This is a genomic window from Streptomyces neyagawaensis, assembly GCF_023516595.1.
In the GTDB taxonomy this organism is placed as follows: Bacteria; Actinomycetota; Actinomycetes; order Streptomycetales; family Streptomycetaceae; genus Streptomyces; species Streptomyces neyagawaensis.
The window spans coordinates 114,611-137,095 of the sequence record NZ_JAMGBG010000023.1 but is presented as its reverse complement, the minus strand read 5'-3'; the positions used below and the strand labels follow the sequence as shown (position 1 = coordinate 137,095).

Here is a 22,485-nt window from a genome sequence, read left to right as displayed (position 1 = left end):
CACCACGACAGAGGCCACCACACCCGGCCCCCGTAGCTCAGTGGATAGAGCAGGCGCCTTCTAAGCGCTTGGCCGCAGGTTCGAGTCCTGCCGGGGGCGCCCACACCCTCTGACCTCGCCTTTCAGGTGAGGTCCTTTTCATGTGCGCTGCGCACAGCGGTATTTAGCCAAGCGCCTTGCCTGTCCGGCGAATCGGCGTAACGTCGTACCCATCCCCCGGAGGCCCCCACCGCCCACCCCGGGGCTCCGGTTATTCGCATACCCGAACAGAGATGAGAGAGGGCACGGCTTTGGCCAACCAGCCTCGCTACGACATCGCCCCTCTGGCCGCGTCCTGGCTCCGGTCCCTCAAAGCGCAGGGACTCAGCGAGAACACCGTGCGGATCTACCGCACCGCCGCCGAGGGCCTAGCCGGATTCCTCCGGGAGTACGAGCCCACAGCAGATCATCCGCGGCCGGCACCGGCCGAGCTGGAGGGCGACGAGGGCCTGCACCGCGAGCACGTCGAGGCGTACATCATCGCCCTGCGGGAGCGGACCAGTCCGGGCAATGCGCACCAGCACTACCGATCATTGCGGCGCTTCTTCAACTGGTGCGTGGACGAGGAGGAGATGGACCGCTCCCCCATGCGCACGATGAAGCCGCCGGAGGTTCCGGAGGTGGAGGTGCCAATCATCCCGGAGGACTCCCTCAGGAAGTTGCTGAAGGCGTGCGAGGGGAAGGACTACAAGTCGCGCCGGGACACGGCGATCGTCATGTTGTTCCTCGACGCCGGCCCGAGACTGTCCGAGCTGACCGAGCGCACGGTGGGCGACCTGGACCTGGACCAGATGGTGCTGCGCGTGCTCGGCAAGGGCGGCCGTCACCGGTCCATCCCGTTCGGCAGGAAGACGACTCAGGCACTGGACCGCTACTTGCGGGCGTACGCGAAGCACCGGGGCCGGAAGCTGGAGAACGACGACGCCTTGTGGTGGAGCGTCAAGCGGGGCTCACGGCTGACGATCTGGGGCGTCGGCACGATGGTCGAGAACCGATGCAAGGAGGCCGGCATCCCGCACATCCACCCGCATCAGTTCCGGCACACGTTCGCGCATCAGTGGATGGCAGAGGACGGAGGTGAGACCGACCTGATGCGGATCGCGGGGTGGAGGTCGCGCTCCATGGTCGCCCGTTACGGTGCCTCGGCGGGCGCCGAGCGGGCTCGCCAGGCCCACAAGAGACTGAGTCCCGGCGACCGGTTGTAGTCGCCGGGTGGCTCGTGTCATCAGGTAAGGCTGTCCTCCGTTTGGGGGTCAGCCTCAGCCTGCTCCCGGGTGTCGTTGCGTGACCAGCGCTGACTGTCGACCGCGTCCTGGAAGATGGCTTGCAGGCTTGCGGTGATCGCTTCCGGCGGCCAGGAGAAGTCGATGGCCAGCTCATATCTCTCGAGGGTGTCCCTGGCCGCGACGGGGGTTTCCCCTTTCAGATCGGCCGCATGGACATAGACCTCGTACACCTCGGGTGAATCTGCCATCCGACCCCCATTCCCGCGTGTGTGCAGGCAGCATGAATTGCACACGCGTTCGAACCGCGCGAGGTTCGATCACTCTACGCCGAGGTGTCGCACTTATCGCGTCACCCAATGGGGTGACACTGAAACGTTCCGTAAGTGAAGAACGTAAGTTCGTGACCTACTCCCCGGTATCGCGCTGGCGTCGAAGATTGTCGAAGAACTGCCGTACGGCAGGCATCTCTTCGGGCGTAACGCCCGCTGATCGCGCAACCTGAACGACCTCGTCCTGCTCCTCGTCCAGGTCTGCATCCGGGAGGCTCGCCGCATCCCACCCGAGGAACTGCCTTGCCGCCGCCGCCCGGACACGCCTCACATCTACGCCGCATCCGGCGGCGATGGCTGCTACCAGCGGCGGGTTCACCTTGATGAGGTGCCCCGATGCGATACGCCACAGCAGATTCGCGCTCGGCTTGTACCCGCTGTCGGGATCGACGCTCCTTTCGGAGAGCTGCTCGAAGGTCAGCTTCGGCTCCCGGCCTGCACCCTTTCCGGCGTACTGACTCACCAGCTCAGCGAGCGTCTCGGTGTCCCGAGTGGTCATGTCGAGGTCTCCCGGTCTGAGGGATGACGGGGTCGGATGTGTCGGCTCATCCGGCGGGGGTCCCGTCACTCCGTCTCGAACATTGTCCACATCTCGATTCGCGTATGGGTACCTGGCCTGCAAAGACAGACCAAAAACAGATGCTCGTGTGTACACAGAAGGGGCGCAAGGGGCGCAGAGAAGTCGCCGCAGCACTGTGCTAGACAACCCGCGAGCGCTGTGCTTAGCTGACTCCATCCTCATTCGAGAATGGGGATGGCACCACCGGCGGAGGGTCTGTGTCGGCAGATAGATACCGCGTGCACGACGGCGAGCTGCTACATCGCCTGATGAAGCAGCCACTACCGGGGGGCGTAGTCCACACGGTCAGATCCCTGGCCAGCGCGACCGGCGTCTCGTACAGCAAGATTCAAAAGCTCGTGAGAGAGGAACGCCCCACCGTTTCCGAGCTGGAAGCCGAAGCCATCGCCCATGCGGTCCAGGCTCGACGGAGGGCTCTTTTTTCGCTCGATCCATCCCCATTCTCGAATGGTGATGAGTATAGGAGGGAGGGACATGGACCCCCAGGAGAGGACGCTTCGAGCCAGCCTGGCTGCCCACACCAGCTGGGCGAACACGCTCGATCCGGCCAGCAGGACGGCGAAGGCGCGAGCCGCGGCGAACGGCCGCTTTGAACAGCAGGCCCGCGAGAAGCACCCGAACGCGTCCGAGGAGCAGATCGCTCGCGTGGCCGAGCACCTGAAGTCGGCGCACTTCAGGCGCCTGGCGCTGGCCGCCGCACAGGCCCGCCGCGCCAAGAAGGCCGCGGCTGCGGTCTGACGAAACGAGGGGCCGCGCGGACCCTGGCCGGTCCCCACGACCCCGCTCGCAACGAGCACCTCACCACGTGGAAATGAGGCTCACCGTGCAGGCTACCCAGCCCACCACATCCACCGCACCGCCCGAAGTCGACGAACAGCAGCCGCAGGGTGCGACCCTGACACAGGCTCATGCCGTGGCCGGCTGCATCATCGGCCAGCTCACCACCCTCCCCCGCGACATCGACATGAAGCGGGAGATCACCGGCGAGTACAGCGTCCACATCTTCTGGGGCAGCGACGTCTCCGGCGTCCGCGCACTCGCGTCCTGGCAGGGCGCCTCGTGGGAGTTGGTCCCCAGCGACACCAGCCTCGCCGTCTACGCCGAGACCCGACTCCGTGTCGACGGCGTCGAGGTCTGGGCCTGGACCCTCCTCACCCGGGAGGAGGCGGTCGCCGCCGAGCAGCTGCTCGCCGCCGACCGCACACACCCGACCGCCACCCCCGGCCCGGCGCCGGAAGCGGAGCCAGCGGCCCTGCCGGTGCCGCTCGGCGAGAGCGTCGTCGCGCATGTCCCCGTCGTCCAGGCCTCCGACAGCCCGGACACCATCGTCTTCGCCCCCGTACCCGCCCCGGCCGCTGGCGGTGAGCAGTGAGTCGCGACCTCCAACTCGCCCTTCACGGACGCCTCACCACTGCGGTGGCCGTCCTCGACCTGCCGCTCAACGGACAGCATCTCGAGCGTCTGGCCATCGAGCTCACCCCCGCCGTCGCGGCGATGCTCGCCGAGGTCGACGCCACGGTCGCCGAGCTCGAGCCCGTCTCGTACGCGCTCACCGAACAGGCTGGCCCCGTCGACCGGCACATCAGCGAGTACGCGGGCTGCCGCTCGGCCATCCACCCCGAGGTCGAGGAGGACTCGCCCGCGGCGCTCCTGGCCCTCGAGCTGCGCGGCACCCACGACGTCACCGCCACCGACGTCCCCACCCGCACGCATCTGACGCTGACCGTCCGTCCCCTGTCGCTTCTGGGCTGGCAGTGGTGGCTGGACAAGATGTCCGTGAGCGCCAGCACCATCCTGCGCCACGGCCCCGTGGTCACCGGCACCGGGCACTACGGCGAGATCACCGTGCACCTGCGCGGCGAGAACGTCGGCGACCTCCTCGACGACCAGGCCGCCGCCCGGTCCGCGCGCCGTCTGCAGGGCTTTCTCGTCGGCGACGTCCCCGCCCGCAGCAGCGCGGGGCACCCGTGGTGACCGGCGACCCGGTGACCTTATGGCTCGTCGTCACCGGCTCCGCCGTCAGCACCGGCCTCCTGCTGTGGCTCGTCAAGCACCTCGTCGACGAGGACCTCGGCAGCGACCGCGCTGACAAGTCCGACCAGGGCGAGGAGCAGGAGCAGGAGCAGGGCCAGGACGAGCAGCCGCGTCTGAAGTGGGTCCTCGCCCGGGTCACGACCGGCGAGCCCCTCTACACCGGGCCCGTCTGCCAGCCCGAGCCCCGTCCCGCCCTGAGTGCCGGCGAACCCCTCGTCCCCGTCACCAGCCTTGAGCCGCCCCACGGGCGCCACCGCAAGGGAACCCACCGATGCATCTGATCGAGGACCTCTACCTGGGGTGGCAGCCCCTCACCCACACCATCAGCTGCCCCAACCCGACCTGGAACACCGTCGAGTTGCGGCACGACGACGGCGTCCGCCCCCTCCTCCGGGACGCCGAGCCCCACTCCTGCACCAACGAGCTGTGCGGCCACGAGAACACCGTCAGTCGTGTGCAGGTCCGGCTGCTGTGCGACGACTGCCAGACCGTCTACACCCTCGCCGGTGAGGGCCTCGGCATCGCCTGCACCACGACCGCTCTCACCGGCTGGGGCCAGCCTCCGCGCGAGGTCGGCGGGGTGTGGCTGTGGCCCGGGCAGCCGGTCACCGCCGAGGGCGAGCCGCACGACTACCTCGTCACCCGCGACCGCGGACCGGTCACCCGCGCCAACTTGGCCGGGCTGATCACCTCCTACCGGGACAGCGAGGGCCGCCCCCGCTGGATCGCCGGCGCCGACCTCAACCCCGAAGGCGCCCACCAGGTCCACAGCCTGCGCTTCACGCACAGCTCCGCCGGTCTCGAGACGCTCGAGGACGCCGCCCGCTGGGTCGGCACCCACCGCGAGCAGCTCACGCCCGCACTGGTCGTCGCCGTATGACACGTCAGGCCTACGTGGAGAAGAAGTTCAGCCCGCGCAGCCTTGAGCTGATCGCGACGGCTGAGCGGATCTGCCGACAGTACGCGGAGCAGGGCTTCGACCTCACTCTGCGTCAGCTCTACTACCAGTTCGTCGCCCGGGACCTGATCCCCAACAAGCAGTCCGAGTACAAGAACCTCGGCAACGTCATCAACAACGCGCGCTTGGCCGGCCTGCTCGACTGGGACTACATCGTCGATCGGACCCGGAACCTGCGTGGCCTGTCCCACTGGGACAACCCGCACTCGGTCATCAGGTCCGCAGCCTCCGGCTACCGCACCGAACGATGGGCGAACCAGCCGCACCGCATCGAGGTATGGATCGAGAAGGACGCCCTCGTCGGCGTGATCACCGGCGTGTGCCAGCGGTACGACGTCGACTACTTCTCCTGCCGTGGCTACACCTCGCAGTCGGAACTGTGGGGCGCCGCGCAGCGGATGATCCGCTACCAGCGCGCCGGACAGAAGCCCGTGATCATCCACCTCGGTGACCATGACCCGTCCGGGGTGGACATGACCCGGGACATCCGCGAGCGCCTTCAGCTGTTCGAGGCCGACGTCGAGGTCCGGCGTATCGCGCTGAACATGGACCAGGTCGAGGAGCACCAGCCGCCGCCCAACCCGGCCAAGCTGACCGACTCCCGCGCCTCTGGCTACATCCGCGCTCACGGCCGCAGCAGCTGGGAGCTTGACGCTCTCCAGCCGACCCTCCTGGACCAGCTGATCGAGGAGGAGATCTGGGCGTGGCGTGACCTCGACCTGTGGGACGAGGCGACCCACGCAATGGAACGTGAGCGCGCCCTGCTCCGGGCCGTTGCAACCCGGTGGGACGAAGTTGCCGACCTCGTGTCCGAGGGTGGTGAAGGCTGATGCGGAGCCCCACACAGCGTCCTCGCCTGCCCGAGACGAGCGAGGCCCAGCGTCGAGCGCGCCAGGCATGGAACGGCGGCCTGGTCGGCACTGCCCGCGGCGGCGACCACATCCCCCTCTTCCACACCTGCACGGCTCCGGGCTGCGGCAAGTGCGCGGCAATCGACCGCGCCCGCACAGACCTCCGCACCGGCGGCCACGGGGGCGGTGCCAGATGACCTCCCGTATCGACATCATCGCCGCCGCCCTGCGCGCCCCGCAGACCTCCCGGCCGTACGTCGGGCACGAGATGCGCGGCCCGATGCTCATGCTGGCCGGCGTCAACTCCGACCTCCTCTGGTCGGCGACCATCCCGCAGATCGCCGAGGCCATCGACCAGGCCCTGAAGGAGGAGGAGCGGCGCAAGGAGAAGGACATCCCGGCAGGGACGACGTCCACTCCACCGGCGCGCTCCTACGGCCGACCCGGCGATCACGATCGGATCGCCGCCGAGCTGCGGGCCCGGCCGGGCCAGTGGGGCACGGTCGGCGTTTACCGGTCGCTCGGCACCGCCCGCAAGGTCGGGGCCCAGATCCGCGTCGCGGGCGGCAACTACGGCGCGTACGGCCCGGCAGGCTCCTTCGAGTCCCGCACGCAGGTCGTGCCCGACGGCACCCGCGTCGAGGCCCGCTACCTCGGCACCGCCGTACCGGACCCGGCCACACCGCCCTCCTCCGACGACGACGCGGCCTGGTCCGACGCCCTGGCCGCACTGCAGCCGGAAGCCGGGGCGGACACATGAGCAGCCTGGGCATCGCCACCGTGCTGCTCTGCCTGGCAGCTGGTGTGGGCGTGGCTTCCCTAGCGGCCCGGTCCCTGCGCGACCTCCTCTACCCGGCCGGCGCCACCTACGCCGCCTTCCGCCCCGAGCGAGGCACGGCCGAGTGCGAAATCACCTGCGAGGGCGCCACCGAGCACGAGGACGAGGGCGACGGCACCGCGACCTGCACCGGCTGTGGCACGCCCTGCCGGTCCCCCGCCCCGGACCCGGCATGAGTCCGTCCGCGATCCGCCGGTCGGGAGGGACGTGCCTGACACCCCGTCCCTCCCGACCGGCCACCAGCAATCACCACTTGGAGACACCGTGCATCGCCACGACCCGCGCCTGATCATCATCACCGAGACGATCGAGAAGCTGATCCCCGGCGCCACACCCGCCTTCCTGAACGTCAAGGTCACCGAGACGTTCCCCAACGCCGCCACCCCGAGCGAGCACACCTGGACCGGCGACCCGGCCGCCGTCGCCGAACGCATCTTCACCGCCCTGTACGGCCGCCCCGTCGCCGCCGGGCCGTCCCCGCTCGCCCAGTCCGACCACGCCAAGGCCCGCGGCGACATCGGCGCCATGGTCGAGGCCCTCACCCACGCCGACCACCAGCTGACCCACGCCCCCTGGTACCCCGCCCGCCCGGGCGACCTCGTCCACATCCACTACGAGGCCACCGAGCACCTCCAGGCGTTCGGTGAGACGTACGTGGTCAGCGCCGGCGACCACGGTCTGATGGACATGCGGCTCCTCGCCCACACCTGCCCGGACCAGGACGCCAGGGCGTTCGAGGGAATGGTGGGCGCGTTCGCCGTCGAGGCCTCCGACGACCCGCTGTACACGCCGTGGTTCGAGGCGGGCCCGGCGTGCATCGCTGTCATCCGGGACGGCCAGGTCGTCCACGGCGCCCCGGCCCGCCACGAGAGCGAAGCATCGGCCGCCGGAACCAAGCTGGCCGCTATGACGATGGCGGCCGCCATCCGCGAGGCCGAGCAGTACCTCGAGCGCGGCGAGCCCGAACTCGCCCTCGCCCGCCTGCGCTCCGACGTGCCTCTCGCCCCGTGCGGGACACCCGGGCCGATGGCCGACATGGCCGACTGCGCCCGGCCGAGCGGCCACCGCCCCCCGTGCAGCCCGGACGCCGACTACACCACGCCGCCGCACGAGTGCCCGAAGCTGCCCGAGCAGCTGCACGCCGTCGTCACCGTCGGCGCCAAGGTCGAGGACCTCCACATCGCCGGCCTGTACGAGGACCGCGCGGCCGCCGTCGACCACTGCACCGGGTTCGCCACCTTCAACGAGGCCCTGATCGACCGGCACGTGCACCCGGCGCCGGGGCTGCCCGGCGAGACGGTGCTGAACCTCCCCGAGGAGAACCAGTACGCGGCGATCGGCGTGCAGCTGGCCGTCGCCATGCCGGTCCGCGTCATGCCGGACCCCTTCGCCGAGGACGCCTGGGCCGAAGAGGGCAAGGCCACCTGCCTGAGCCCGGACGACTACGCCGCCGACTACGACCACGAGGACGCGTAGTCGTGAGCTCGGAGTGCCGGCACTGGATCGGACCCGAGGGCCGTCACTGCCGGGCCGTGGACGGCACCCGCTTCTACCTCACCGGCTGGTGCTGCCCCTCCCACACGCCCCGCGCCCTGCAGGGCCTGAAGGAGATCGAGCCCGGGCCGGGCCTCCCGGCCGGCGCCTGGACCACGCCCAGCCCGCTCAACGACTCCCGCGTCCACGACAACCAGGCCATCGCCTCCGGCAAACGCCGCTCCACCCCCGCCAACTACCGCGCCGCCCAGGCCGCGGTCGACCACCGGAAGGACCTGAACCTGTGACCGCACCCACCGCGCCCCGCGTCCCGAACCCCGGCGACCTCGCCCGCCGCCCCGCCCCGCAGCCCGCCCCCGCCCGGCCCAGCACCTCGGGAACCCTGGCGGACCAGATTGCTCCGGGCCGCCTGCACCGCAAGGAGCGCATGCGGACGATGTTCCACCACGGCCTGCGCTACAGCCGCATGCACCCCGAGGCCCGCCTGGTCGCACTCACGCTCCTCGGCTACGCCCACCACAAGACCGGCATGGTCTTCCCCCGCTTCCAGCCCACGGCTGAGCAACTCGCCGAGGACACCGGCCTCACCGCCGGCCAGGTCCAGGTGCAGATCCACGTGCTGACCCAGCGCGGCTGGCTCTGCACCCGCCGCGTCACCCAGGGCCTCGACGCCGGCCGCGAGGGCCTGAGCCTCGCGATCCCCGCCCTGGTCCTCGAGCAGGTCCGCGCCGTCCGCGACGCCAGCCTCGCCGAGCCGGTCACCGAAACCGACTGACCCACGCCCCAGCCGATCTCGCCAGACCGTTCCACCACCACGAAGGAAGCCCCGAGTTGTCCGTCGCCGCGCACGCAGCCCCCCAGGCTGCAGCCCGCCCCCAGCAGCCCAGCGCGGCCGCCGGGGCGCGCCCGCGCGACGGCGGACACACCGTCAAGGTCCCACTGCGCCTGGTCGTAGGCGCTCAGTACGGCGATGCCGCCCTGAGCGTCTACGTCAAGATCGCAGCCCTCTCACAGCGCGCCGAGCTGTGCACGGCCCGAGTCGACACGATCGCCACCTACCTCGGCATGTCCAAGAGCGGCGTCGAGCGGGGCCTCCGGCAACTCTCCCGCCCCGACACGATCGACGGCCTGGTCGAGGTCCCCACCCGCCGCCGCACCTACAAGGACGGCCGCGGTCAGTCCGCCGAGCGCTCCGTCCGCCCCCTCGACGCCGGCGAACTGTGGGTACGTGTCCCCGTCCGCGCCGCGGAGGCCCTCGCCCCGCGGCTGCTGCGCCTGTACGCGCTCCTCGCCTACTCCACCGCCCGCCGGATCCCCGTCACCGCGGCCGAGCTCGGCGAGATGCTCTACCACCACACCGGTGCCCGGGCGGGCGAGCACCTCGGCGAGCGGCAGGTCCGCCGCCTGGTCGACGAGCTCGCCGCCACCAGCTGGCTCACCGTGCACCGCCGCCAGGGCGAGCGCGGCCGCCACGCCTACGAGACCCACCGGCACCCGCTGCACGCCGTGCACGGGGCTCCGGTCATTCATGACGGATCGGGTCCGGGCGATCATGACGGGTCCCTCGCGACTGAGGAAGACCAGCAGACTGACCGACCGGATGAGACGGCGCTGAGTGGTGGGTCCCGCCGTAGGCGAGGTACCGGTAGTAAGCCCGCGACTCCCGCAAGCGATCTTGCTGGCGGCACGTTCGGGCCGGGCGCCTCTCGCGCTCCGCGCGGCACCCACCCCACCCCGCAGCGCACCGGCAAGGCCCCGTACGGCGGTCCGGAGTTGCGCTGGACGCGCCGTATCCACGAGAGCCTCGCCCCGGTCCGGCACCTCCTGCAGGACGGCGACGTCAGCCGGTTCGTGCTGCGGCGAGTGGCCCGGGAGATCGGCCGCCAGCTCGACCAGGCCGTCCACACCCTGATGACTCCTGAGCGGATGGCCGCCCGGATCGCCACCCGCTACCGCGACGCCGGACCCATCCGCGACATCGCCGCCTGGCTCCTGGCCGTCGGCGTCGTGGACCGCGGCTGCGGCCAGCCGCTGTGCGAGAACGGCTGGCTCTGGCCCACCGGCGAAGCGTGCGAGACCTGTGCGACCAACCGGCAGGTCACCAGCGAGCACTGGCGGCAGGCCCGCGAGCTCGAGGACCGCCTCGCCGAGCTCCGCGCCCGCCGCACCGACGGCGAGCAGCTGCCCGCGAAGGCCACGTACCGGCAGCGCACGGCAGCCAGCGACGCGGAGGTCCTGGCATTCGCCGCCGCCCACGGCCCGGCCGCTGCCCTGCACCGCTACGGCGTGTTCCGCGCGGGCGAACTCCTGCACGCCCAGCACGGCACGCTCCCGGCCCCACTGCCCGTCCCTTCCCGCCGTCCCGTCGAGGAGGCACCTATGCCCGACGACTACATGCCCGACTCGTTCCGGGCCGCGATCGGCCGCCCGGCGGTGACCGGCGCACTGTCCATCGCCTGCCCCCAGGCCGGATGCCTCGCCGAGGCCGGCCAAGCGTGCACCACCCAGCGCGGCCGTACCCGCGCGCCCCACGACGCCCGAACTGCCGCCGCCCCCAAGCGCGGAGAGGAGCCCCGATCCTGATGCCCACCGTCCCGCACCCCACCCGCGGGGTGACCGCATGCACCAGCTGCGGCGCCGCCATCCGCTGGGCCATCTGCATCTCCGGCACCTACAAGGGGCGCCGTGTGCCGCTGAACGCGCTGCCGGCCCCGATGGGCGGATACGCCGCCCGCTCCGACCAACACGGCGGCCTGGTCGTCCGCCAGCTCGACGCGGAGTTCCCCCAGGTCGAGGACGCGCGTCTGGAGTGGCCGGCTCTCCTCCACTGGCACAGCTGCACCGGCCAGCAGGACCCCAAGCCGTCCGCCGTGCAGGCCCCACGCTCGCGCCCGGCGCGCCGCAGGCCGACCGTGCAGCCCCCGCTGTGGGGGATCCGATGACCACCGCCATCACGGCCGACGAGCACGGCCAGGAGCAGGACGGCGTGCCGCCCGAGGACATCCCCTCCGGGCGCTTCGGCGGCCCCCTTCCCACGCTCCCCGCCCACATCACCCCCTGCACCCCGGAAGAGCAGGCCGCCCACCTCACCGAGCTGGCCGAAGCGCTGAGCTGCTTCGCCGTCGGTGACGCCATCCGCCGCCTCAGCAAGCGCAAGCGAGGGGTGGCATGACGCAACTCCAGCTCTTCCCCGCCCCCGAGCCGCTCGAGGGCGCGAAGACCGAGGCCGAGGTGCCGACGGTCCGCCGACGCACCCGCCGCACCGAAACGGTCCCGATCTCCATCGACGACTACCAGCCCGAGCACCACACCGACCCGCCCGGAGGGAACCGATGACCAGTACCTACCGCAAGAAGCCCATCCCCGTGCAGGCACGCGAGCTCACCAGCGACTCCTACCGCGGCCTCATCGACGCGCTCACCGCCGAGCAGTTCGTCGCGGGAGGTGAGGCCGCCGACGGCACCGTCTACCTGGAGATCCGCACCCTGGAAGGACAGCTCCGGGCCCGCGAGGGCGACTGGATCGTCTGGGGCACCCACGGAGACGTCTGGCCGGTCCGCGGCGACATCTTCGCCGAGACGTACGAGCCGGCCATCCCGCTGCCCGCCGGGTTCCGCAGCGAACAGCTGGTCGCCGTGAGGTGTGCGGCATGTGAGTACGAGTACGACGAGGACGAGTCGTACACCTGCTACTTCAACTCCGTCGAGCAGGCGACCACGTGCGTACGCGACGCGGGCTGGACGGTCCTGAAGGACGGCCGCGTGCTGTGCACCGCCGAGGACGACGAGGACCACGACGAACTGCGCCGCACCGTCGGCATCGCAACCGCGTCATGAGCGACCCCGCCGAGTGCCAGCACTGCCACAAGCCGATCCGCTCGAAGGCGGCGATGGGCCGGCGAATCGGCAGCCGCTGCTGGCGCAAGCTCGCCCCCGCCCAACGCGCCGCGATCCGCGCGCTCCTCACCCAAACCGCCACGCCGAGCGCGGCCGCCGTACGCACCGCGCTGAACCGGCCCACCCCCAGCACGCCGGGCCAACTCCCCCTCGACGAACAGGAACAGGTGGACCTGCCGTGACCCGCCTCGCCGGCATCAGCGGCGCCGACGTCCTCGGCGCCGCCTGCCCCCTGATCTTCCTGATCGCCGTCCTCGCCATCACCTACCTGACTCGCCGCGACCGCCGCCGGAGGAACCGATGAGCACATCCACCCTGCCCTGCCCCGGCTGCCCCGGCCGCCGCAACCACGGCCAGTACCTCTGCCGGACCTGCTGGCGCTCCCTGCCCTCCACCACCCGCGGCCGCCTCGCACTGCGCGACGCCCGCGCCTTCCAGCGTCTGCGCGAGCTCAACCGGGCCCTCGCCGCACGCACACCCCTCGCCATCATCCGGGTCAGCCGATGACCACCCGCCTGTACGCACACGCCAGCACGGCCGCCGCCGTGCTCCTCACCATCGCGGCCTGCTACGCCGCTGCGATCGACGCCGGATGGCCCGCCTTCGGCAGCCTCTACATGGCCGTCTTCTTCGCGTGGAGGGCCCGCCTCTGCCACACCCAGGCCCGCCACGAGTGCGCCGTGGAGCAGCGACTGAAGCGACTCAAGGACGGCCTCGCCCCCGCCGAACCGCCGTCGCCGTGCTGCTCGTTCTGGCTGCACTCCGACGGCGAGGTCCACGGCCCCGACTGCACCCGCCCCGCCGCCGCGCGCACCACCCTCACCCCCGAGGAGGAGGCAGCCTTCGCCGTGCTCGAGGCCGCGTTCCACCGGGCGGGGGGCGCGACATGAGCGCGGCCCTGGTCGTGTACCGCTACCTGTGCCCGTACTGCCGCAATGGGGACATGGGCCCGGACACCGGCCGCTGCCTCCACTGCGCAGGCGCCGGCCTCACCAACGACGTCGGCGGCTGGAAGAAGGACGAACTCGTCGAGGCGCCGATCCCGCCCGGCGTCATGCGCAAGGCCTGCCTCGACTGCGCGTACCGGGAGGGCTCGCCGGAGCAGGAGGACGGCGGCAAGTGCCTGCCCGAGGACTCGCCGTTCTGGTGCCACCACGGCGCGGCCGCCGGCTACTTCGGCTCCCACCAGCCCATCGGCGCCTGGCGACCGCCCGGCCACCCCCGGGACATCCCGCTCGGCGAACTCATCTGCGCCGGCTGGTGGGCCAAAGCCTCCGGCCGCCCGCTACCGACCGAGCCCTACCGAGACCTCGACAAGAACAAGGACGGCTGACCGTGCTGCACCACACCGTGCCCGCCGACGTAGACACCCGCGTCTGGAACGGCACCCGAGACCCCGCCCTCATCGCCTGGCTCGGCAAGGACGGCCACCACTTCGACGGCACCCAGCTCGTCGTCCACACCACCGACGGCGACATCTACCCCGAGCCCGGCTGGACCATCGTCCGCTGGCCCGACGGCGACTTCAGCCTCATGTCGTCCCGCGCCGCATCCAAACGCCTCCGTCCGGGCAGCGGCAACCTGGCAGAGAACCGGGCACGGGCCGCTCTCTCTGCCACCGACCAGCCCGGCGATGATCAGGACGCTCCGGTCGACTGGCAGGCCATCGCCGAGCAGCGCGAGCGGGAGCTGAGGACCGTCGGTGAAGCCCGACGCCGCGCCGAGATGGCCATCGCCCGCGTACGCCTGATCAAGAAGGCACCCAGCCGATCGCCGTACAACCTCCACGCGAACGCCCAGGATGACGGCTGGGACCAGGCCCTCGATGCCGTCCACGGCGCCCTCGCCGCCCCCGAGCGATGCGAGACGAAGAACGCGCGCAAGGACCACCCCGTTCACGAGCTGCTCGCCGCGCTCGAGGCCGGCATCCCGCACCCAGACCCGGTCGGCCTCATCGGCCGCTACTACCAGGCCATCCACGAGCTGTGCTGCCCGTACGACCACACCGAGCCCCGCCCGGGCCACGCCGCCGCTGCCAACCGCGCCACCCTCGACGAGCCCAAGTGACCGACGAGGTCCGCCCGTTCCGTTTGCACCTGCCCCACCAGGTGCTGGACGGGTGGGAGGAGCCCGGCGGCCTGGCCGTCGCGGTCGACGACCCCGAGTACGGGCTGACCTCGGCCGCTCCCACCCTCGCGGACCTCCTCCGCGGCTACGGGGGCGGCCACATCGAGTGGCGCGAGCCCCGCCCCACGCACCAACAGCACGAAGGGGGACACCGCACATGAACTGCACCCTGTGCAGGAGCCCGCTCCAGCACGGCAGCCTCTGCCCCACATGCACCATCGACACCCTCGAGTACATCGGCCGACTGCCAGGCCTGTGGACCGAGCTCGAGGACTGGCTCATCCCGGGCATCCGCGGCGGCGCCCAGTACGGCGGCCGCGCACGGATGGCCGAGGCGCCACTGCCGCTGGACGAGGAAGCCCTCACCCTCCGCGCGGCCGGCGGAATCGCCGGCGTCCTTGAGGACTGGCACGACGCCATCTGTGACGCCCGCGCCATGGCCACGCCCGCGCGCACCGGGTCCCTCGCACACCGCGTCCAGACCGCGTCACGGGGGCTGGCCGAGCAGATTCACTTCATTGCCCTGTGGGAGCAGGGCGGCCAGCTCGGCCGTGAGGTCCGCCAGCTCGTGGCCCGGGTCCGCCGGGTCGTCGAGCCCGGCTACGAGGAGGACGAGCCGAAAGCGCCCACGTTCCTCGGCTACTGCGTCGCCGTCGACGCGGTCGGCGTGGCGTGCGGGGCCAAGCTGTTCGCGGACATGCGCAAGGCGGTGCAGTGCGAGCGGTGCCTGTGCCCCTACCCGCCAGACCGATGGCTCGCCCTCAGGCAGTTCCAACCCGGCAACGAGGCCACGGCCGCTCGTGAGCGGTCTGCAGCTGCCTGAGGTGAGGCCCGGGCAGCACAGTGCCCCGCCGGCCTTCCGCCGACGGGGCACCGCCCGTGCTCTACTCCCCAGGCTGGGCTGCCTTCTCAGCTGCGGCCCTTCGCCGTTGAGCCCCGCTCACCCCGGCCGCGATCTGCTGGGCGCGTGCTGCACTGATACCGCCGAGGAGCTTGCCGATCTCCTCCCAGGTACGCCCCTGCGCCTTGAGCGCCTTCACCCGCTGCTGGCGCAGTTCCCGCAGCTGCGACTGGTGCGTTGGCCAGTCGCTCAGTGCCTGCGACACGGCGACGGCGCACGCCTCGTCGTCCTCGATGGCCTCGAACGCCTTGATGGCTTCCACCAGGCGTGTCACCTCCTCGGGCTGCTGGGGCTCATCTGCCACTACCGCGCTCCTTCCTGCGGTGCGGCCGACACGACCCTAAACCCTGGGGTTGCGCTGTATCAACCCTGGGGTTTAGCTTGGTCGGGCGAGGCCACGCTCTCAGGTCTCGTGCCAACAAGTCGGCCCCGGTCGGTGTGTGAGAGCCCGGCCGGGGCCTGGACCCACCCTGAAGCGAACGAAGGGGCAGATCCAGTGCCTGACCTTACCCAGCCCGACCCCGTCGACGTAGCCCTGCAGGTGCTCCTCACCCAGCCCTCCTACGCCGCGCAGATGCTCATCACCACCGCCCGTCTCCTCGACATGGCGCCCACCGACCCGCTCACCGGGCCCGGCCTCGAGCGCGCCATCGATGTCGCCGCCGACGCGATCCTGCGCACCCTGCCCAACGTCGTCGCCTGCGACAGCATGCAGCGCCTCTACCGCGCCCTCCCGGACCGCCCGGCCCCGCTCACGCGCGGCGAGTACGCCCTCCGCCTCCGCCGGGCCGCCAAGAACCTCGACGCCCTCGGAGCCCGCATGGACTTCACCTGCTGCGGCCGCCCCATGGACCGCGACGGCAGCCAGTACGTGTGCGGCAAGTGCGGCAGCTACACCGACCCCGGCACCGCCAGCGGCCACACCCTCGGCCCGGAGCCCGCCGACCCCGACCACGGTGCCGAGGCCGCCGAGCTGCTCGCCCGCTGCGCCGACGACTACGCCGCTGCCGAGGCCCAGCGCCACGCCGGAGACGCCCCGCCCCTCGACCCCGGCCTGATCGCGCTCTGCGCGGAGTCCGCCGAGGCCACCGAGCACCTGGACGTCGGCCCCGCCTGACCCCGCCAGACCGGCCGGGCCCCGCACCACCCCCCGGCGGGGCCCGGCCTCCCCCTGCCCATCTCCTGCTCGTGGAGTCCCTCGTGATCCTGGACCAGCCCTACGCGAGAGCCGCGGCCACCCACTGGCCCGCCCTCCTCGCCGCAGGCCTCCTCCTCGCCGCCGCGGCCGCCGTCTGCTGGCTGATCGCCCGCCGCACCAGCGGAGCCGTCCTCACCGCCGGCCTCGGCGCCCTCGTCTGCACCGCCTACACCGCCGACACGTCCTGGCGGTTCGCCGAGCACCGCCTGGACATGGTCGACCCCACCGAACGCCTGGTGATGTTCGCCGCCGGTGAGATCGCCCTCCTCGCGTGCGCCGTCATGGCCCGCGCCAACAAGCGCGCGACCGCCACCGAGGACACCGCCGGCACCCCCGGCGTGCCCGGCGTCCTCGTCTGGACCATCACCGGCGTCCAGGTCATCCCCGCCTACTCCGAGTCCGGGATCATCGGCGGCACCGTCCGCGCCGTGTTCGGCCCCGTCATGGCCGCCCTGCTCTGGCACCTGGCCATGGGCCTGGAGATCCGCGTCGCCAAACCGCAGGCCCTGTCCACCGGCCTGCCCGCGCAGATCGGCCACGAGCTCCGCGAGCGCATGCTGTCCTACCTCGGCCTGGCGACCCGGAACCGTACCGCGGAGCAGATCAGCCGCGACCGCGCCACCGCCCGCGCCGTACGCCTCGCCTCCCGCCGCCACCGCGGCTGGTGGGCCCGCGCCGCCCTCAAGGCCGCCGTCGCCCGCTCCGGCGCGGCCGTCGACGGCGAGCGCCGCCACCAGCTCCTGCAGCAGCTCGCCGCACGCCGTACCGCAGCCGAGCTGAGCACCGTACCCGTCGCCTCGCCGTGGGTAGCCGAGCCCCTACCCGAGCCCTACCCGTCTACCCCGCTCGGTGTCACCGGCGCCGAGCTCCGCCGCATGGACCCCCTCGACGCGGTCCTCCACGTCCACGCCACCCGCCCCGACGCCACCCCCGGCGAACTCGCCGCGCTGTGCACCGAGTACGGCGTACCCGTCTCCGAGACCCAGGTACGGGTAGCCCTCCGCGCAGGCAACCCCACCCCTACCCCGGCCGTACCCGCCGCCCCCCAGCGGCCCCAGATCGAGCCCGGCCCGGCCCCCGAGCCGGAGCCGTGGCCCGACCTGTGGCCGGAGGAGCCCTACGACGAGTACGACGACCACCAGGCCCTACCCGAGGTACCCGACTGGGAGTACACCGCCCGTGGCCTGCACCTCGACATCACCACCACCCCCGAGGTACCCCGCCAGGTCGCCTGCGCCGTACCCGCCGCGATGGCCCGTACCCGCCCTACCCGCACCGAGGTACACGCCCGCCTACCCCTCGGCCCCCAAGGCCTCGAGCACCCCACCGACGTCATCCGCCGCAAGGCCGACGAGGAGCGCGCGGCCGCCGGCGAACCGGGGCCGGACCGTACCGCGGAGACACCCCTACCCGAGGTACCCGACCCGGCTCTACCCGAGGTACCCGGCCCCACGGGTACGCCGGGTAGGAGCGCCGAGGAGGACCTACTCGACCGGGCCCGCGAGGTAGACGCCGCTCACCGCCGTGCACACCGGCGCCCGGCCAGCGTGAAGAAGCTGAAGGACGAGCTCCGGGTAGGGCAGGCGAAGGCCCAGCGGCTCCGTGACCTCCTGGCCGCCGAGGCCTCAGCATGAGCGGCCGCGACCAGGAGCAGCCCGCACCGGACCGCCCGCGTGACTGGCTGGACGACTACTTCCAGGCCACCGCCACCCCGACCGCGCACCCCTCGGAGGACACGCCCGAGCCGGGCCCACCGGTCGAGGAGCCCGAACAAGCCCGCCCCTGGTGGTCCTTCGCCAGGCACGCCTCGGCGCCTGCTCAGCCTGCCCCAGGGCCCGTCGAGGTGGCGCCCGGCGTGCACATCACCGTCAACCAGCCCCAACCCCCGCCCGCCGCACAGGGCGGACCGGACCGCCGGGCCCGAGCCCGCCGCTGGCTCCTCATCCACGGTGCGGCCGCCTGGGTCGGCTGGACCTTCGGCTTCCACCACTCCCTGGCCGCGTTCCTGGACACCCTCGGCCCAGGGGGAACCGCGGCCGGCCTCGCCGTCGCCGGAGGCAGCTGGTTCGCCGCCGAGGTCATCACCGAGCGGTACGTCATCCTCCTGCCCTCCCGGATGCGCCCGCCCGTCGTCTGGGCCCTGCGGATCCCCTTCGCCACCGCCCTGCTCACCACCGCCCTCAACACCCCCAACTCCCTTCTCTAGGAGCCCCACCGTGTATTCCGCAGCACCGTCCACCAGCGGGGCCGTCTTCGGCGCCCTCGGCTCAGGCGGCATCGCCCTCGCCCTGACTGCTCTGCTGGTCCTCGGCGTCATGGGCAAGGGCAAGGTCAAGTTCCAGACGCGCGGCGCCACGGTCACCGCGTTCCTCGCCGGCACCGCCTACATCGCCGCCGGGAAGATCTGGGCCAACCCGGGCAAGGTCACCGAGCAGGGACTGACCGGCCTCGGCGTCGGCACCGGCAACGGGCCCTTCGGCGACGTCGGCATCGGCGCCATCGCCCTCATCCTCCTCATCGTCCTCATCGCCGCCCCCCTGACACCGTTCGGCGCCGCCGTCACCGCGATGATCGCCTCATTCGTCTGGCCCGCCGCCGGCGACGGCTCCATCTGGGCCATGCCCGTACAGCTGGGCGCCGCGATCCTGATGATGGCGGGCGGCTGACGTGCGGCTCTGGATCGCCATATGGGTCGGCTCGACAGCCATCTGCCGCGCCATCGCCGCATGGATCGCCGGGGGAGTGGCACTCAGGCTCACCCTGATCGCCCTGGCTGCCGGGTTCATCAAGGGGCTGCGCTGGACCACGGACATCGTCTGCTTCGGCGCGGCCGTGTGGTTCCTCGTAGCGGTCATCATCGGCGCCCGCTCCCCGGTCACCCTCGCCGTCCTGAAGCAAGCCACCCCCGGCCCGGCTCCCGAACCCTGCGAGGAACCCGCGGCCGAGGTCACAGCAGAGGCAGCCGAGGAGCCGCCCGCCCTCACCCACGAGCGCCTGGTCCAGGCCCTCCACGCAGTCGGCGCCCCACACGCCCACACCAGCGCCCTCGCCGACCATCTCGGCGCCCCCGCCGAGGCCGTACGGGAGGCCCTCCGCGCGGCCGGCATCCCCCTCTCCGGCGGGGTCCGGATGAAGGGTCGCCCCGTGGTCGTCTCCCCGGGCGTCAAGGCCGGCGACTTCCCACCCTTGCCCTCCCCCACCCAGGCCACAGCCGAAGAGGAGCCCGTTGCAGGGGTGTTGACCAGCAACAACAACAGCAACAACGCCGACGAGCCGGACCCCGAGGAGGGGCCGACGATCGTCCAGGACGAAGACAACCCCCACCGCTGGCGCGTCCTGCGCGCCCGCTCATAGACCCCGGGGCGGCCGCCCCTCCGCCAAGAAGCACGGCCGCCCCGGTCCACCTATCCCGAACACGAGACAGGAGAGCGCCATCATGGCACTCGGATTCAGCAAGCCCCTCGAGGCCGACGACCCCCGCCTGCAGGGCCACGAGACCTACTACCAGGCCTCACGAGGCGGCTACTTCCCGCCTCCGATCAAGCCCGTAGCGGGCGCCGGGCAGGACGAGTACACCGTGGAACTCACCCGCGAAGACTGACCCCAGCACCGCCACGTAGCCGGAGCCGCGCACACGAGCCCCCGACCGCGACGGTCGGGGGCTCGTGTGCACGTGACCGCGCCAGGCAGATCATGCGACGTAAGCGCGACACTCGCCAGCCACCCTGGAAGCATGACCCTCCGACAGCACCTGGCGCGCCGCCTCCTCCACCACCTGGACGCCGACCGCGAAGCGGAGTGGATGGCCGCCCACATCCGCGGCTGGCACCACGTCACCCCGCTCAGAGAGCAGACCGAGGACAGCTACCGTCAGCTCGCCCGGGACCTCCTCGCCGGGCTGGCCGCTCACGGCAAAGCACGGGCCCCAGGACGCGGCTGACCTCGACTGCACCTAGCGACGTGCTCGCCGGGCCTTCCACCGGCGCGCGATCCGGCGATGGACCTGCCAGCGCTGCGGCAGGTACCAGAGATCATCCCGGCACTCGTCCGTGAACTCCCGCTGCGCCTCGACCGCCGCCTCGAGCTTCGCACGGAACTGGGCCTCGCCTCGAGAGCCCGGCTCTTCGAGGACCTGGGATGCCTTCACCATGGCCGCCTCGCCCTTCTCCAGGGGCGCAGGGTTCGCCACCAAGCGGAGCTCGAAGTACGCGGCCATCAGCTCGACCTTGCGCTCATGAGCCTGCAGACCGAGTTCCCGGATCCGCCGGTAGCCGGTGAAGGGGCCGGTGAGGCGCCCCTCGACGCGCAGCAACTCGGCAAACGAGATGGCCTCCACCGTCGCTGCCTGGAACCGGCTGTACACCTGACGGCGCTCCTCACGGCCCCCCAGGCGTACCCCCGTGTGGGAGGTCATCTTCTTCGTGACGGCCGCGCTCACGGCCCGCGCGACGCCGGACGCTGCCGCACTGGTCGGTTCCATGCCTCACCCGTAGTACTGGTCGGTGTACTCCGGCCCCGAGGGCTCGTCCTCGCAGCCCTGGTCCCGGTCGGGGCTCCCGCCATGGCTGATGACGAACATGTAGCCCTGGGGCAGGGTGCAGCCCTTGTCCGTCCATGAACCCGCCATCGCCGTCCACACGATGAGCAGCAACAGGACGCCGATGATCTTCTGGGTACGGGTCGGCCGCCAACCCTTTGCGGCAGTGGTGTCTGACATGCGCGTGATTGTGGCGTGCGCGCCCTATGGAGGGTGTGGGAGTGATGAGTTCGTGACCCCGCCCACCGCCAACTCTGCTAGACCATAGGGCCCATGGAGTACCTGTCCCTGCCCCCGGGCCGACTCACCACGAGCCAGGCTGCCACCGCCTGCGGTGTCCAGCCCGGCACGATCCGCGACTGGGTGCGCCGCGGCATCCTCACCCGCAGCGGCGGCAGCCCGCGACACCCCATCTTCCGCGTCGAGGACGTCATGGCCGCCAAGAACGCACCGAAGCCCAGCCGCCCTGGCCAGCGCGGAGTCAATGCCGCTTGACGTGCGACGATCCATGCGCCACGATCTTGGCGCACAACCATGTCCAGAAACGGACACCACAGACAGCATGACGAAGGCCCCGGCCCCCCTGAAGCCGGGGCCTTCGTCATGCCCAGCGTCCGCCGCCCGGCAGGCCGCTCACACCGGCCCGTGACAGCCAGTCACGCAGCCGCACAGGGCCGAGCGGCGGGCACCCTCAGGCCTCACGGGAGGTGACCGCCCTGACCCGGAACCCCCGCAACGGCCGGCCCTACCGCACCCTCTGCAACCGGCAACGGGCCCTCGGCCTGCCCTGCTGGTGGTGCAGGCGCCCCATCGACTACAGCCTCACCGGCCGCGCCGCACAGACCAGCCCCTGGGCCTTCACCCTCGACCACGCCATCCCCATCAGCCGCGGCGGCAACCTCCTCGACCCCGCCAACGCCCGCAGCGCACACCGCCGGTGCAACAGCTCCCGAGGCAACCGCACCACCACACAACCCCGCCCCACAGCCACACGGAAGTGGTGAACATGGCTACCGGCAACCTCACCTGCTTCGTACGCTGCCCCGCCTGCAACGAGCCCATCGAGCTGGGCGCCACGCTCCGGGCCGAGCTGAAGCGCAACGTGGTCGGCATCGACACCGAACCGATCCACGCCCACATCCGCCAGGCCCATCCCCAGCAGGGCCAACCCGAGCCAACGGACTGAGGCCATGGCCAAGCACGACGAGGACCTCGCCCACCTCGAAGACCGCGCACGCACCGCGCTGCGATCCAACCGGCTCATCGTCCTGCGCTGGTACCGGCCGGAGGCAACGGGCGCCGAGCGGTGGCTCCGCAACGCCCTCGACGACCCCCGCTCCGCTGCGGCACGCGTGCCCGGCCGCCTCGCCTGCCGCCTCCTCGGCCATCACAACTGGACGTGCATCGGTCACCCCAGCCCTCGCCACCCCCGCACCTGGTGACCAGGAGACACAACCCAGTGCCGCGATGGTGGACG

41 protein-coding genes and 1 tRNA gene are annotated in these 22,485 nt (G+C 71.7%); 37 read left to right on the top strand and 5 right to left on the bottom strand.

Annotation, left to right across the window (positions count from 1 at the left end; genetic code table 11):
* The first annotated feature begins 26 nt into the window (after positions 1-26).
* Together M8J73_RS12230 and M8J73_RS12225 are read left to right on the top strand one after the other, a co-directional pair.
* A tRNA-Arg gene (locus tag M8J73_RS12230) sits at positions 27-99 on the top strand.
* A 173-nt stretch (positions 100-272) separates the two neighbouring features.
* Positions 273-1,244, top strand: coding sequence for a tyrosine-type recombinase/integrase (locus tag M8J73_RS12225; RefSeq protein WP_079055037.1), 972 nt, complete (start codon positions 273-275; stop codon positions 1,242-1,244).
* A gap of 20 nt (positions 1,245-1,264) precedes the next feature.
* Here the strand turns inward: M8J73_RS12225 and M8J73_RS12220 are convergent, their stop codons facing one another.
* Positions 1,265-1,513 carry a hypothetical protein gene (locus M8J73_RS12220; protein ID WP_055540652.1) on the bottom strand — a complete coding sequence of 83 codons (249 nt, stop codon included), beginning with the start codon at positions 1,511-1,513 and terminating at the stop codon, positions 1,265-1,267.
* 157 nt (positions 1,514-1,670) lie between these two features.
* Complete coding sequence (locus tag M8J73_RS12215; RefSeq protein WP_055540653.1) at positions 1,671-2,093, bottom strand: hypothetical protein; 423 nt, start codon at positions 2,091-2,093, stop codon at positions 1,671-1,673.
* 555 nt (positions 2,094-2,648) lie between these two features.
* Between M8J73_RS12215 and M8J73_RS12210 the strand changes: the two genes are divergently transcribed.
* The 24 genes from M8J73_RS12210 to M8J73_RS12100 all read left to right on the top strand — a co-directional run bounded on the left by M8J73_RS12210 (position 2,649) and on the right by M8J73_RS12100 (position 15,195).
* The gene (locus tag M8J73_RS12210; protein WP_240501540.1) at positions 2,649-2,912 is read left to right on the top strand and encodes a hypothetical protein; all 264 of its coding nucleotides are present in this window, start codon (positions 2,649-2,651) and stop codon (positions 2,910-2,912) included.
* An 85-nt stretch (positions 2,913-2,997) separates the two neighbouring features.
* Entirely contained in the window at positions 2,998-3,546 is a 549-nt protein-coding gene (locus M8J73_RS12205; RefSeq protein ID WP_157873224.1) for a hypothetical protein, read from the top strand.
* Positions 3,543-4,148, top strand: a complete 606-nt coding sequence (locus tag M8J73_RS12200; protein WP_157873225.1) for a hypothetical protein — start codon at positions 3,543-3,545, stop codon at positions 4,146-4,148. Before M8J73_RS12205 ends, M8J73_RS12200 begins: the two co-directional genes overlap by 4 nt.
* A complete protein-coding gene (locus M8J73_RS12195; RefSeq protein WP_055540656.1) occupies positions 4,142-4,489 on the top strand; it encodes a hypothetical protein in 348 nt (115 codons plus the stop codon). Before M8J73_RS12200 ends, M8J73_RS12195 begins: the two co-directional genes overlap by 7 nt.
* Positions 4,480-5,088 carry a hypothetical protein gene (locus tag M8J73_RS12190; protein ID WP_055540657.1) on the top strand — a complete coding sequence of 203 codons (609 nt, stop codon included), beginning with the start codon at positions 4,480-4,482 and terminating at the stop codon, positions 5,086-5,088. Before M8J73_RS12195 ends, M8J73_RS12190 begins: the two co-directional genes overlap by 10 nt.
* On the top strand, positions 5,085-5,996 hold the full coding sequence (locus M8J73_RS12185; RefSeq protein WP_055540658.1) for a hypothetical protein: 912 nt from the start codon (positions 5,085-5,087) through the stop codon (positions 5,994-5,996). The genes M8J73_RS12190 and M8J73_RS12185 overlap by 4 nt, the downstream gene beginning before the upstream one ends.
* A gap of 214 nt (positions 5,997-6,210) precedes the next feature.
* Complete coding sequence (locus tag M8J73_RS12180; RefSeq protein ID WP_055540659.1) at positions 6,211-6,777, top strand: hypothetical protein; 567 nt, start codon at positions 6,211-6,213, stop codon at positions 6,775-6,777.
* Positions 6,774-7,031: a hypothetical protein gene (locus M8J73_RS12175; RefSeq protein ID WP_055540660.1), complete on the top strand. Its 258-nt coding sequence runs from the start codon at positions 6,774-6,776 to the stop codon at positions 7,029-7,031. The genes M8J73_RS12180 and M8J73_RS12175 overlap by 4 nt, the downstream gene beginning before the upstream one ends.
* A gap of 88 nt (positions 7,032-7,119) precedes the next feature.
* A complete protein-coding gene (locus M8J73_RS44780; RefSeq protein WP_055540661.1) occupies positions 7,120-8,331 on the top strand; it encodes a hypothetical protein in 1,212 nt (403 codons plus the stop codon).
* A 2-nt stretch (positions 8,332-8,333) separates the two neighbouring features.
* Positions 8,334-8,636: a hypothetical protein gene (locus tag M8J73_RS12165; RefSeq protein WP_055540662.1), complete on the top strand. Its 303-nt coding sequence runs from the start codon at positions 8,334-8,336 to the stop codon at positions 8,634-8,636.
* Positions 8,633-9,124 carry a helix-turn-helix domain-containing protein gene (locus tag M8J73_RS12160; RefSeq protein ID WP_249828594.1) on the top strand — a complete coding sequence of 164 codons (492 nt, stop codon included), beginning with the start codon at positions 8,633-8,635 and terminating at the stop codon, positions 9,122-9,124. The genes M8J73_RS12165 and M8J73_RS12160 overlap by 4 nt, the downstream gene beginning before the upstream one ends.
* 56 nt (positions 9,125-9,180) lie before the next feature.
* A complete protein-coding gene (locus M8J73_RS12155; RefSeq protein WP_055543178.1) occupies positions 9,181-10,932 on the top strand; it encodes a hypothetical protein in 1,752 nt (583 codons plus the stop codon).
* The gene (locus M8J73_RS12150) at positions 10,932-11,291 is read left to right on the top strand and encodes a hypothetical protein (protein WP_055543177.1); all 360 of its coding nucleotides are present in this window, start codon (positions 10,932-10,934) and stop codon (positions 11,289-11,291) included. The genes M8J73_RS12155 and M8J73_RS12150 overlap by 1 nt, the downstream gene beginning before the upstream one ends.
* Complete coding sequence (locus tag M8J73_RS12145; protein WP_249828593.1) at positions 11,288-11,521, top strand: hypothetical protein; 234 nt, start codon at positions 11,288-11,290, stop codon at positions 11,519-11,521. Before M8J73_RS12150 ends, M8J73_RS12145 begins: the two co-directional genes overlap by 4 nt.
* On the top strand, positions 11,518-11,685 hold the full coding sequence (locus M8J73_RS12140) for a hypothetical protein (protein WP_249828592.1): 168 nt from the start codon (positions 11,518-11,520) through the stop codon (positions 11,683-11,685). The genes M8J73_RS12145 and M8J73_RS12140 overlap by 4 nt, the downstream gene beginning before the upstream one ends.
* Positions 11,682-12,185, top strand: a complete 504-nt coding sequence (locus M8J73_RS12135; RefSeq protein WP_249828591.1) for a PGDYG domain-containing protein — start codon at positions 11,682-11,684, stop codon at positions 12,183-12,185. The genes M8J73_RS12140 and M8J73_RS12135 overlap by 4 nt, the downstream gene beginning before the upstream one ends.
* Positions 12,182-12,427, top strand: a complete 246-nt coding sequence (locus M8J73_RS12130; protein ID WP_055538842.1) for a hypothetical protein — start codon at positions 12,182-12,184, stop codon at positions 12,425-12,427. Before M8J73_RS12135 ends, M8J73_RS12130 begins: the two co-directional genes overlap by 4 nt.
* Positions 12,424-12,549 carry a hypothetical protein gene (locus M8J73_RS44775; protein WP_274757636.1) on the top strand — a complete coding sequence of 42 codons (126 nt, stop codon included), beginning with the start codon at positions 12,424-12,426 and terminating at the stop codon, positions 12,547-12,549. Before M8J73_RS12130 ends, M8J73_RS44775 begins: the two co-directional genes overlap by 4 nt.
* Positions 12,546-12,752 carry a hypothetical protein gene (locus tag M8J73_RS12125; protein ID WP_055538841.1) on the top strand — a complete coding sequence of 69 codons (207 nt, stop codon included), beginning with the start codon at positions 12,546-12,548 and terminating at the stop codon, positions 12,750-12,752. The genes M8J73_RS44775 and M8J73_RS12125 overlap by 4 nt, the downstream gene beginning before the upstream one ends.
* Entirely contained in the window at positions 12,749-13,135 is a 387-nt protein-coding gene (locus M8J73_RS12120) for a hypothetical protein (RefSeq protein ID WP_055538840.1), read from the top strand. The genes M8J73_RS12125 and M8J73_RS12120 overlap by 4 nt, the downstream gene beginning before the upstream one ends.
* The gene (locus M8J73_RS12115; protein ID WP_055538839.1) at positions 13,132-13,578 is read left to right on the top strand and encodes a hypothetical protein; all 447 of its coding nucleotides are present in this window, start codon (positions 13,132-13,134) and stop codon (positions 13,576-13,578) included. The genes M8J73_RS12120 and M8J73_RS12115 overlap by 4 nt, the downstream gene beginning before the upstream one ends.
* A gap of 2 nt (positions 13,579-13,580) precedes the next feature.
* Positions 13,581-14,312: a hypothetical protein gene (locus tag M8J73_RS12110; protein ID WP_055538838.1), complete on the top strand. Its 732-nt coding sequence runs from the start codon at positions 13,581-13,583 to the stop codon at positions 14,310-14,312.
* Complete coding sequence (locus tag M8J73_RS12105) at positions 14,309-14,533, top strand: hypothetical protein (RefSeq protein ID WP_055538837.1); 225 nt, start codon at positions 14,309-14,311, stop codon at positions 14,531-14,533. Before M8J73_RS12110 ends, M8J73_RS12105 begins: the two co-directional genes overlap by 4 nt.
* Positions 14,530-15,195: a hypothetical protein gene (locus M8J73_RS12100; protein WP_055538836.1), complete on the top strand. Its 666-nt coding sequence runs from the start codon at positions 14,530-14,532 to the stop codon at positions 15,193-15,195. The genes M8J73_RS12105 and M8J73_RS12100 overlap by 4 nt, the downstream gene beginning before the upstream one ends.
* A gap of 61 nt (positions 15,196-15,256) precedes the next feature.
* On the opposite strand, the gene M8J73_RS12095 is transcribed toward M8J73_RS12100, so the two are convergent.
* Positions 15,257-15,577, bottom strand: a complete 321-nt coding sequence (locus tag M8J73_RS12095) for a hypothetical protein (protein ID WP_055538835.1) — start codon at positions 15,575-15,577, stop codon at positions 15,257-15,259.
* A 192-nt stretch (positions 15,578-15,769) separates the two neighbouring features.
* Between M8J73_RS12095 and M8J73_RS12090 the strand changes: the two genes are divergently transcribed.
* From M8J73_RS12090 to M8J73_RS12060, 7 genes are all read left to right on the top strand, one after another.
* Positions 15,770-16,390, top strand: a complete 621-nt coding sequence (locus tag M8J73_RS12090) for a hypothetical protein (RefSeq protein WP_249828590.1) — start codon at positions 15,770-15,772, stop codon at positions 16,388-16,390.
* Positions 16,391-16,461: 71 nt separating this feature from the next.
* A complete protein-coding gene (locus M8J73_RS12085) occupies positions 16,462-18,105 on the top strand; it encodes a hypothetical protein (protein ID WP_249828589.1) in 1,644 nt (547 codons plus the stop codon).
* Entirely contained in the window at positions 18,102-18,677 is a 576-nt protein-coding gene (locus M8J73_RS12080) for a hypothetical protein (protein ID WP_055541303.1), read from the top strand. Before M8J73_RS12085 ends, M8J73_RS12080 begins: the two co-directional genes overlap by 4 nt.
* A gap of 10 nt (positions 18,678-18,687) precedes the next feature.
* Positions 18,688-19,137, top strand: coding sequence for a hypothetical protein (locus M8J73_RS12075; protein WP_055541304.1), 450 nt, complete (start codon positions 18,688-18,690; stop codon positions 19,135-19,137).
* A 1-nt stretch (position 19,138) separates the two neighbouring features.
* Complete coding sequence (locus M8J73_RS12070) at positions 19,139-19,825, top strand: hypothetical protein (protein ID WP_249828588.1); 687 nt, start codon at positions 19,139-19,141, stop codon at positions 19,823-19,825.
* Positions 19,826-19,907: 82 nt separating this feature from the next.
* Positions 19,908-20,072, top strand: a complete 165-nt coding sequence (locus M8J73_RS12065; protein WP_249828587.1) for a hypothetical protein — start codon at positions 19,908-19,910, stop codon at positions 20,070-20,072.
* 132 nt (positions 20,073-20,204) lie between these two features.
* Positions 20,205-20,411, top strand: coding sequence for a cullin (locus M8J73_RS12060; protein ID WP_249828586.1), 207 nt, complete (start codon positions 20,205-20,207; stop codon positions 20,409-20,411).
* Positions 20,412-20,423: 12 nt separating this feature from the next.
* Here the strand turns inward: M8J73_RS12060 and M8J73_RS12055 are convergent, their stop codons facing one another.
* Entirely contained in the window at positions 20,424-20,951 is a 528-nt protein-coding gene (locus M8J73_RS12055) for a hypothetical protein (RefSeq protein WP_055538283.1), read from the bottom strand.
* 3 nt (positions 20,952-20,954) lie between these two features.
* Positions 20,955-21,188 (bottom strand): hypothetical protein, encoded by a 234-nt coding sequence (locus tag M8J73_RS12050; protein WP_055538284.1) that lies wholly within the window; start codon positions 21,186-21,188, stop codon positions 20,955-20,957.
* A 93-nt stretch (positions 21,189-21,281) separates the two neighbouring features.
* Between M8J73_RS12050 and M8J73_RS12045 the strand changes: the two genes are divergently transcribed.
* From M8J73_RS12045 to M8J73_RS12030, 4 genes are all read left to right on the top strand, one after another.
* The gene (locus M8J73_RS12045) at positions 21,282-21,503 is read left to right on the top strand and encodes a MerR family transcriptional regulator (protein WP_063799189.1); all 222 of its coding nucleotides are present in this window, start codon (positions 21,282-21,284) and stop codon (positions 21,501-21,503) included.
* 212 nt (positions 21,504-21,715) lie between these two features.
* Positions 21,716-22,012 carry an HNH endonuclease gene (locus M8J73_RS12040; protein WP_055538286.1) on the top strand — a complete coding sequence of 99 codons (297 nt, stop codon included), beginning with the start codon at positions 21,716-21,718 and terminating at the stop codon, positions 22,010-22,012.
* A gap of 2 nt (positions 22,013-22,014) precedes the next feature.
* Entirely contained in the window at positions 22,015-22,194 is a 180-nt protein-coding gene (locus tag M8J73_RS12035; protein WP_055538287.1) for a hypothetical protein, read from the top strand.
* Between the two features lie 4 nt (positions 22,195-22,198).
* Entirely contained in the window at positions 22,199-22,450 is a 252-nt protein-coding gene (locus M8J73_RS12030; protein WP_055538288.1) for a hypothetical protein, read from the top strand.
* Positions 22,451-22,485 lie beyond the last annotated feature (35 nt).

What these genes read in the sequence shown, in the direction of transcription:
- M8J73_RS12225 (WP_079055037.1), top strand. Translation starts at nt 273, where the DNA reads ATGAGAGAGGGCACGGCTTTGGCCAACCAGCCTCGCTACGACATCGCC.
- M8J73_RS12220 (WP_055540652.1), bottom strand. Translation starts at nt 1,513, where the DNA reads ATGGCAGATTCACCCGAGGTGTACGAGGTCTATGTCCATGCGGCCGAT.
- M8J73_RS12215 (WP_055540653.1), bottom strand. Translation starts at nt 2,093, where the DNA reads ATGACCACTCGGGACACCGAGACGCTCGCTGAGCTGGTGAGTCAGTAC.
- M8J73_RS12210 (WP_240501540.1), top strand. Translation starts at nt 2,649, where the DNA reads ATGGACCCCCAGGAGAGGACGCTTCGAGCCAGCCTGGCTGCCCACACC.
- M8J73_RS12190 (WP_055540657.1), top strand. Translation starts at nt 4,480, where the DNA reads ATGCATCTGATCGAGGACCTCTACCTGGGGTGGCAGCCCCTCACCCAC.
- M8J73_RS12185 (WP_055540658.1), top strand. Translation starts at nt 5,085, where the DNA reads ATGACACGTCAGGCCTACGTGGAGAAGAAGTTCAGCCCGCGCAGCCTT.
- M8J73_RS12180 (WP_055540659.1), top strand. Translation starts at nt 6,211, where the DNA reads ATGACCTCCCGTATCGACATCATCGCCGCCGCCCTGCGCGCCCCGCAG.
- M8J73_RS12175 (WP_055540660.1), top strand. Translation starts at nt 6,774, where the DNA reads ATGAGCAGCCTGGGCATCGCCACCGTGCTGCTCTGCCTGGCAGCTGGT.
- M8J73_RS12150 (WP_055543177.1), top strand. Translation starts at nt 10,932, where the DNA reads ATGCCCACCGTCCCGCACCCCACCCGCGGGGTGACCGCATGCACCAGC.
- M8J73_RS12145 (WP_249828593.1), top strand. Translation starts at nt 11,288, where the DNA reads ATGACCACCGCCATCACGGCCGACGAGCACGGCCAGGAGCAGGACGGC.
- M8J73_RS12140 (WP_249828592.1), top strand. Translation starts at nt 11,518, where the DNA reads ATGACGCAACTCCAGCTCTTCCCCGCCCCCGAGCCGCTCGAGGGCGCG.
- M8J73_RS12135 (WP_249828591.1), top strand. Translation starts at nt 11,682, where the DNA reads ATGACCAGTACCTACCGCAAGAAGCCCATCCCCGTGCAGGCACGCGAG.
- M8J73_RS12130 (WP_055538842.1), top strand. Translation starts at nt 12,182, where the DNA reads ATGAGCGACCCCGCCGAGTGCCAGCACTGCCACAAGCCGATCCGCTCG.
- M8J73_RS12125 (WP_055538841.1), top strand. Translation starts at nt 12,546, where the DNA reads ATGAGCACATCCACCCTGCCCTGCCCCGGCTGCCCCGGCCGCCGCAAC.
- M8J73_RS12120 (WP_055538840.1), top strand. Translation starts at nt 12,749, where the DNA reads ATGACCACCCGCCTGTACGCACACGCCAGCACGGCCGCCGCCGTGCTC.
- M8J73_RS12115 (WP_055538839.1), top strand. Translation starts at nt 13,132, where the DNA reads ATGAGCGCGGCCCTGGTCGTGTACCGCTACCTGTGCCCGTACTGCCGC.
- M8J73_RS12100 (WP_055538836.1), top strand. Translation starts at nt 14,530, where the DNA reads ATGAACTGCACCCTGTGCAGGAGCCCGCTCCAGCACGGCAGCCTCTGC.
- M8J73_RS12080 (WP_055541303.1), top strand. Translation starts at nt 18,102, where the DNA reads ATGAGCGGCCGCGACCAGGAGCAGCCCGCACCGGACCGCCCGCGTGAC.
- M8J73_RS12065 (WP_249828587.1), top strand. Translation starts at nt 19,908, where the DNA reads ATGGCACTCGGATTCAGCAAGCCCCTCGAGGCCGACGACCCCCGCCTG.
- M8J73_RS12060 (WP_249828586.1), top strand. Translation starts at nt 20,205, where the DNA reads ATGACCCTCCGACAGCACCTGGCGCGCCGCCTCCTCCACCACCTGGAC.
- M8J73_RS12055 (WP_055538283.1), bottom strand. Translation starts at nt 20,951, where the DNA reads ATGGAACCGACCAGTGCGGCAGCGTCCGGCGTCGCGCGGGCCGTGAGC.
- M8J73_RS12050 (WP_055538284.1), bottom strand. Translation starts at nt 21,188, where the DNA reads ATGTCAGACACCACTGCCGCAAAGGGTTGGCGGCCGACCCGTACCCAG.
- M8J73_RS12045 (WP_063799189.1), top strand. Translation starts at nt 21,282, where the DNA reads ATGGAGTACCTGTCCCTGCCCCCGGGCCGACTCACCACGAGCCAGGCT.
- M8J73_RS12035 (WP_055538287.1), top strand. Translation starts at nt 22,015, where the DNA reads ATGGCTACCGGCAACCTCACCTGCTTCGTACGCTGCCCCGCCTGCAAC.
- M8J73_RS12030 (WP_055538288.1), top strand. Translation starts at nt 22,199, where the DNA reads ATGGCCAAGCACGACGAGGACCTCGCCCACCTCGAAGACCGCGCACGC.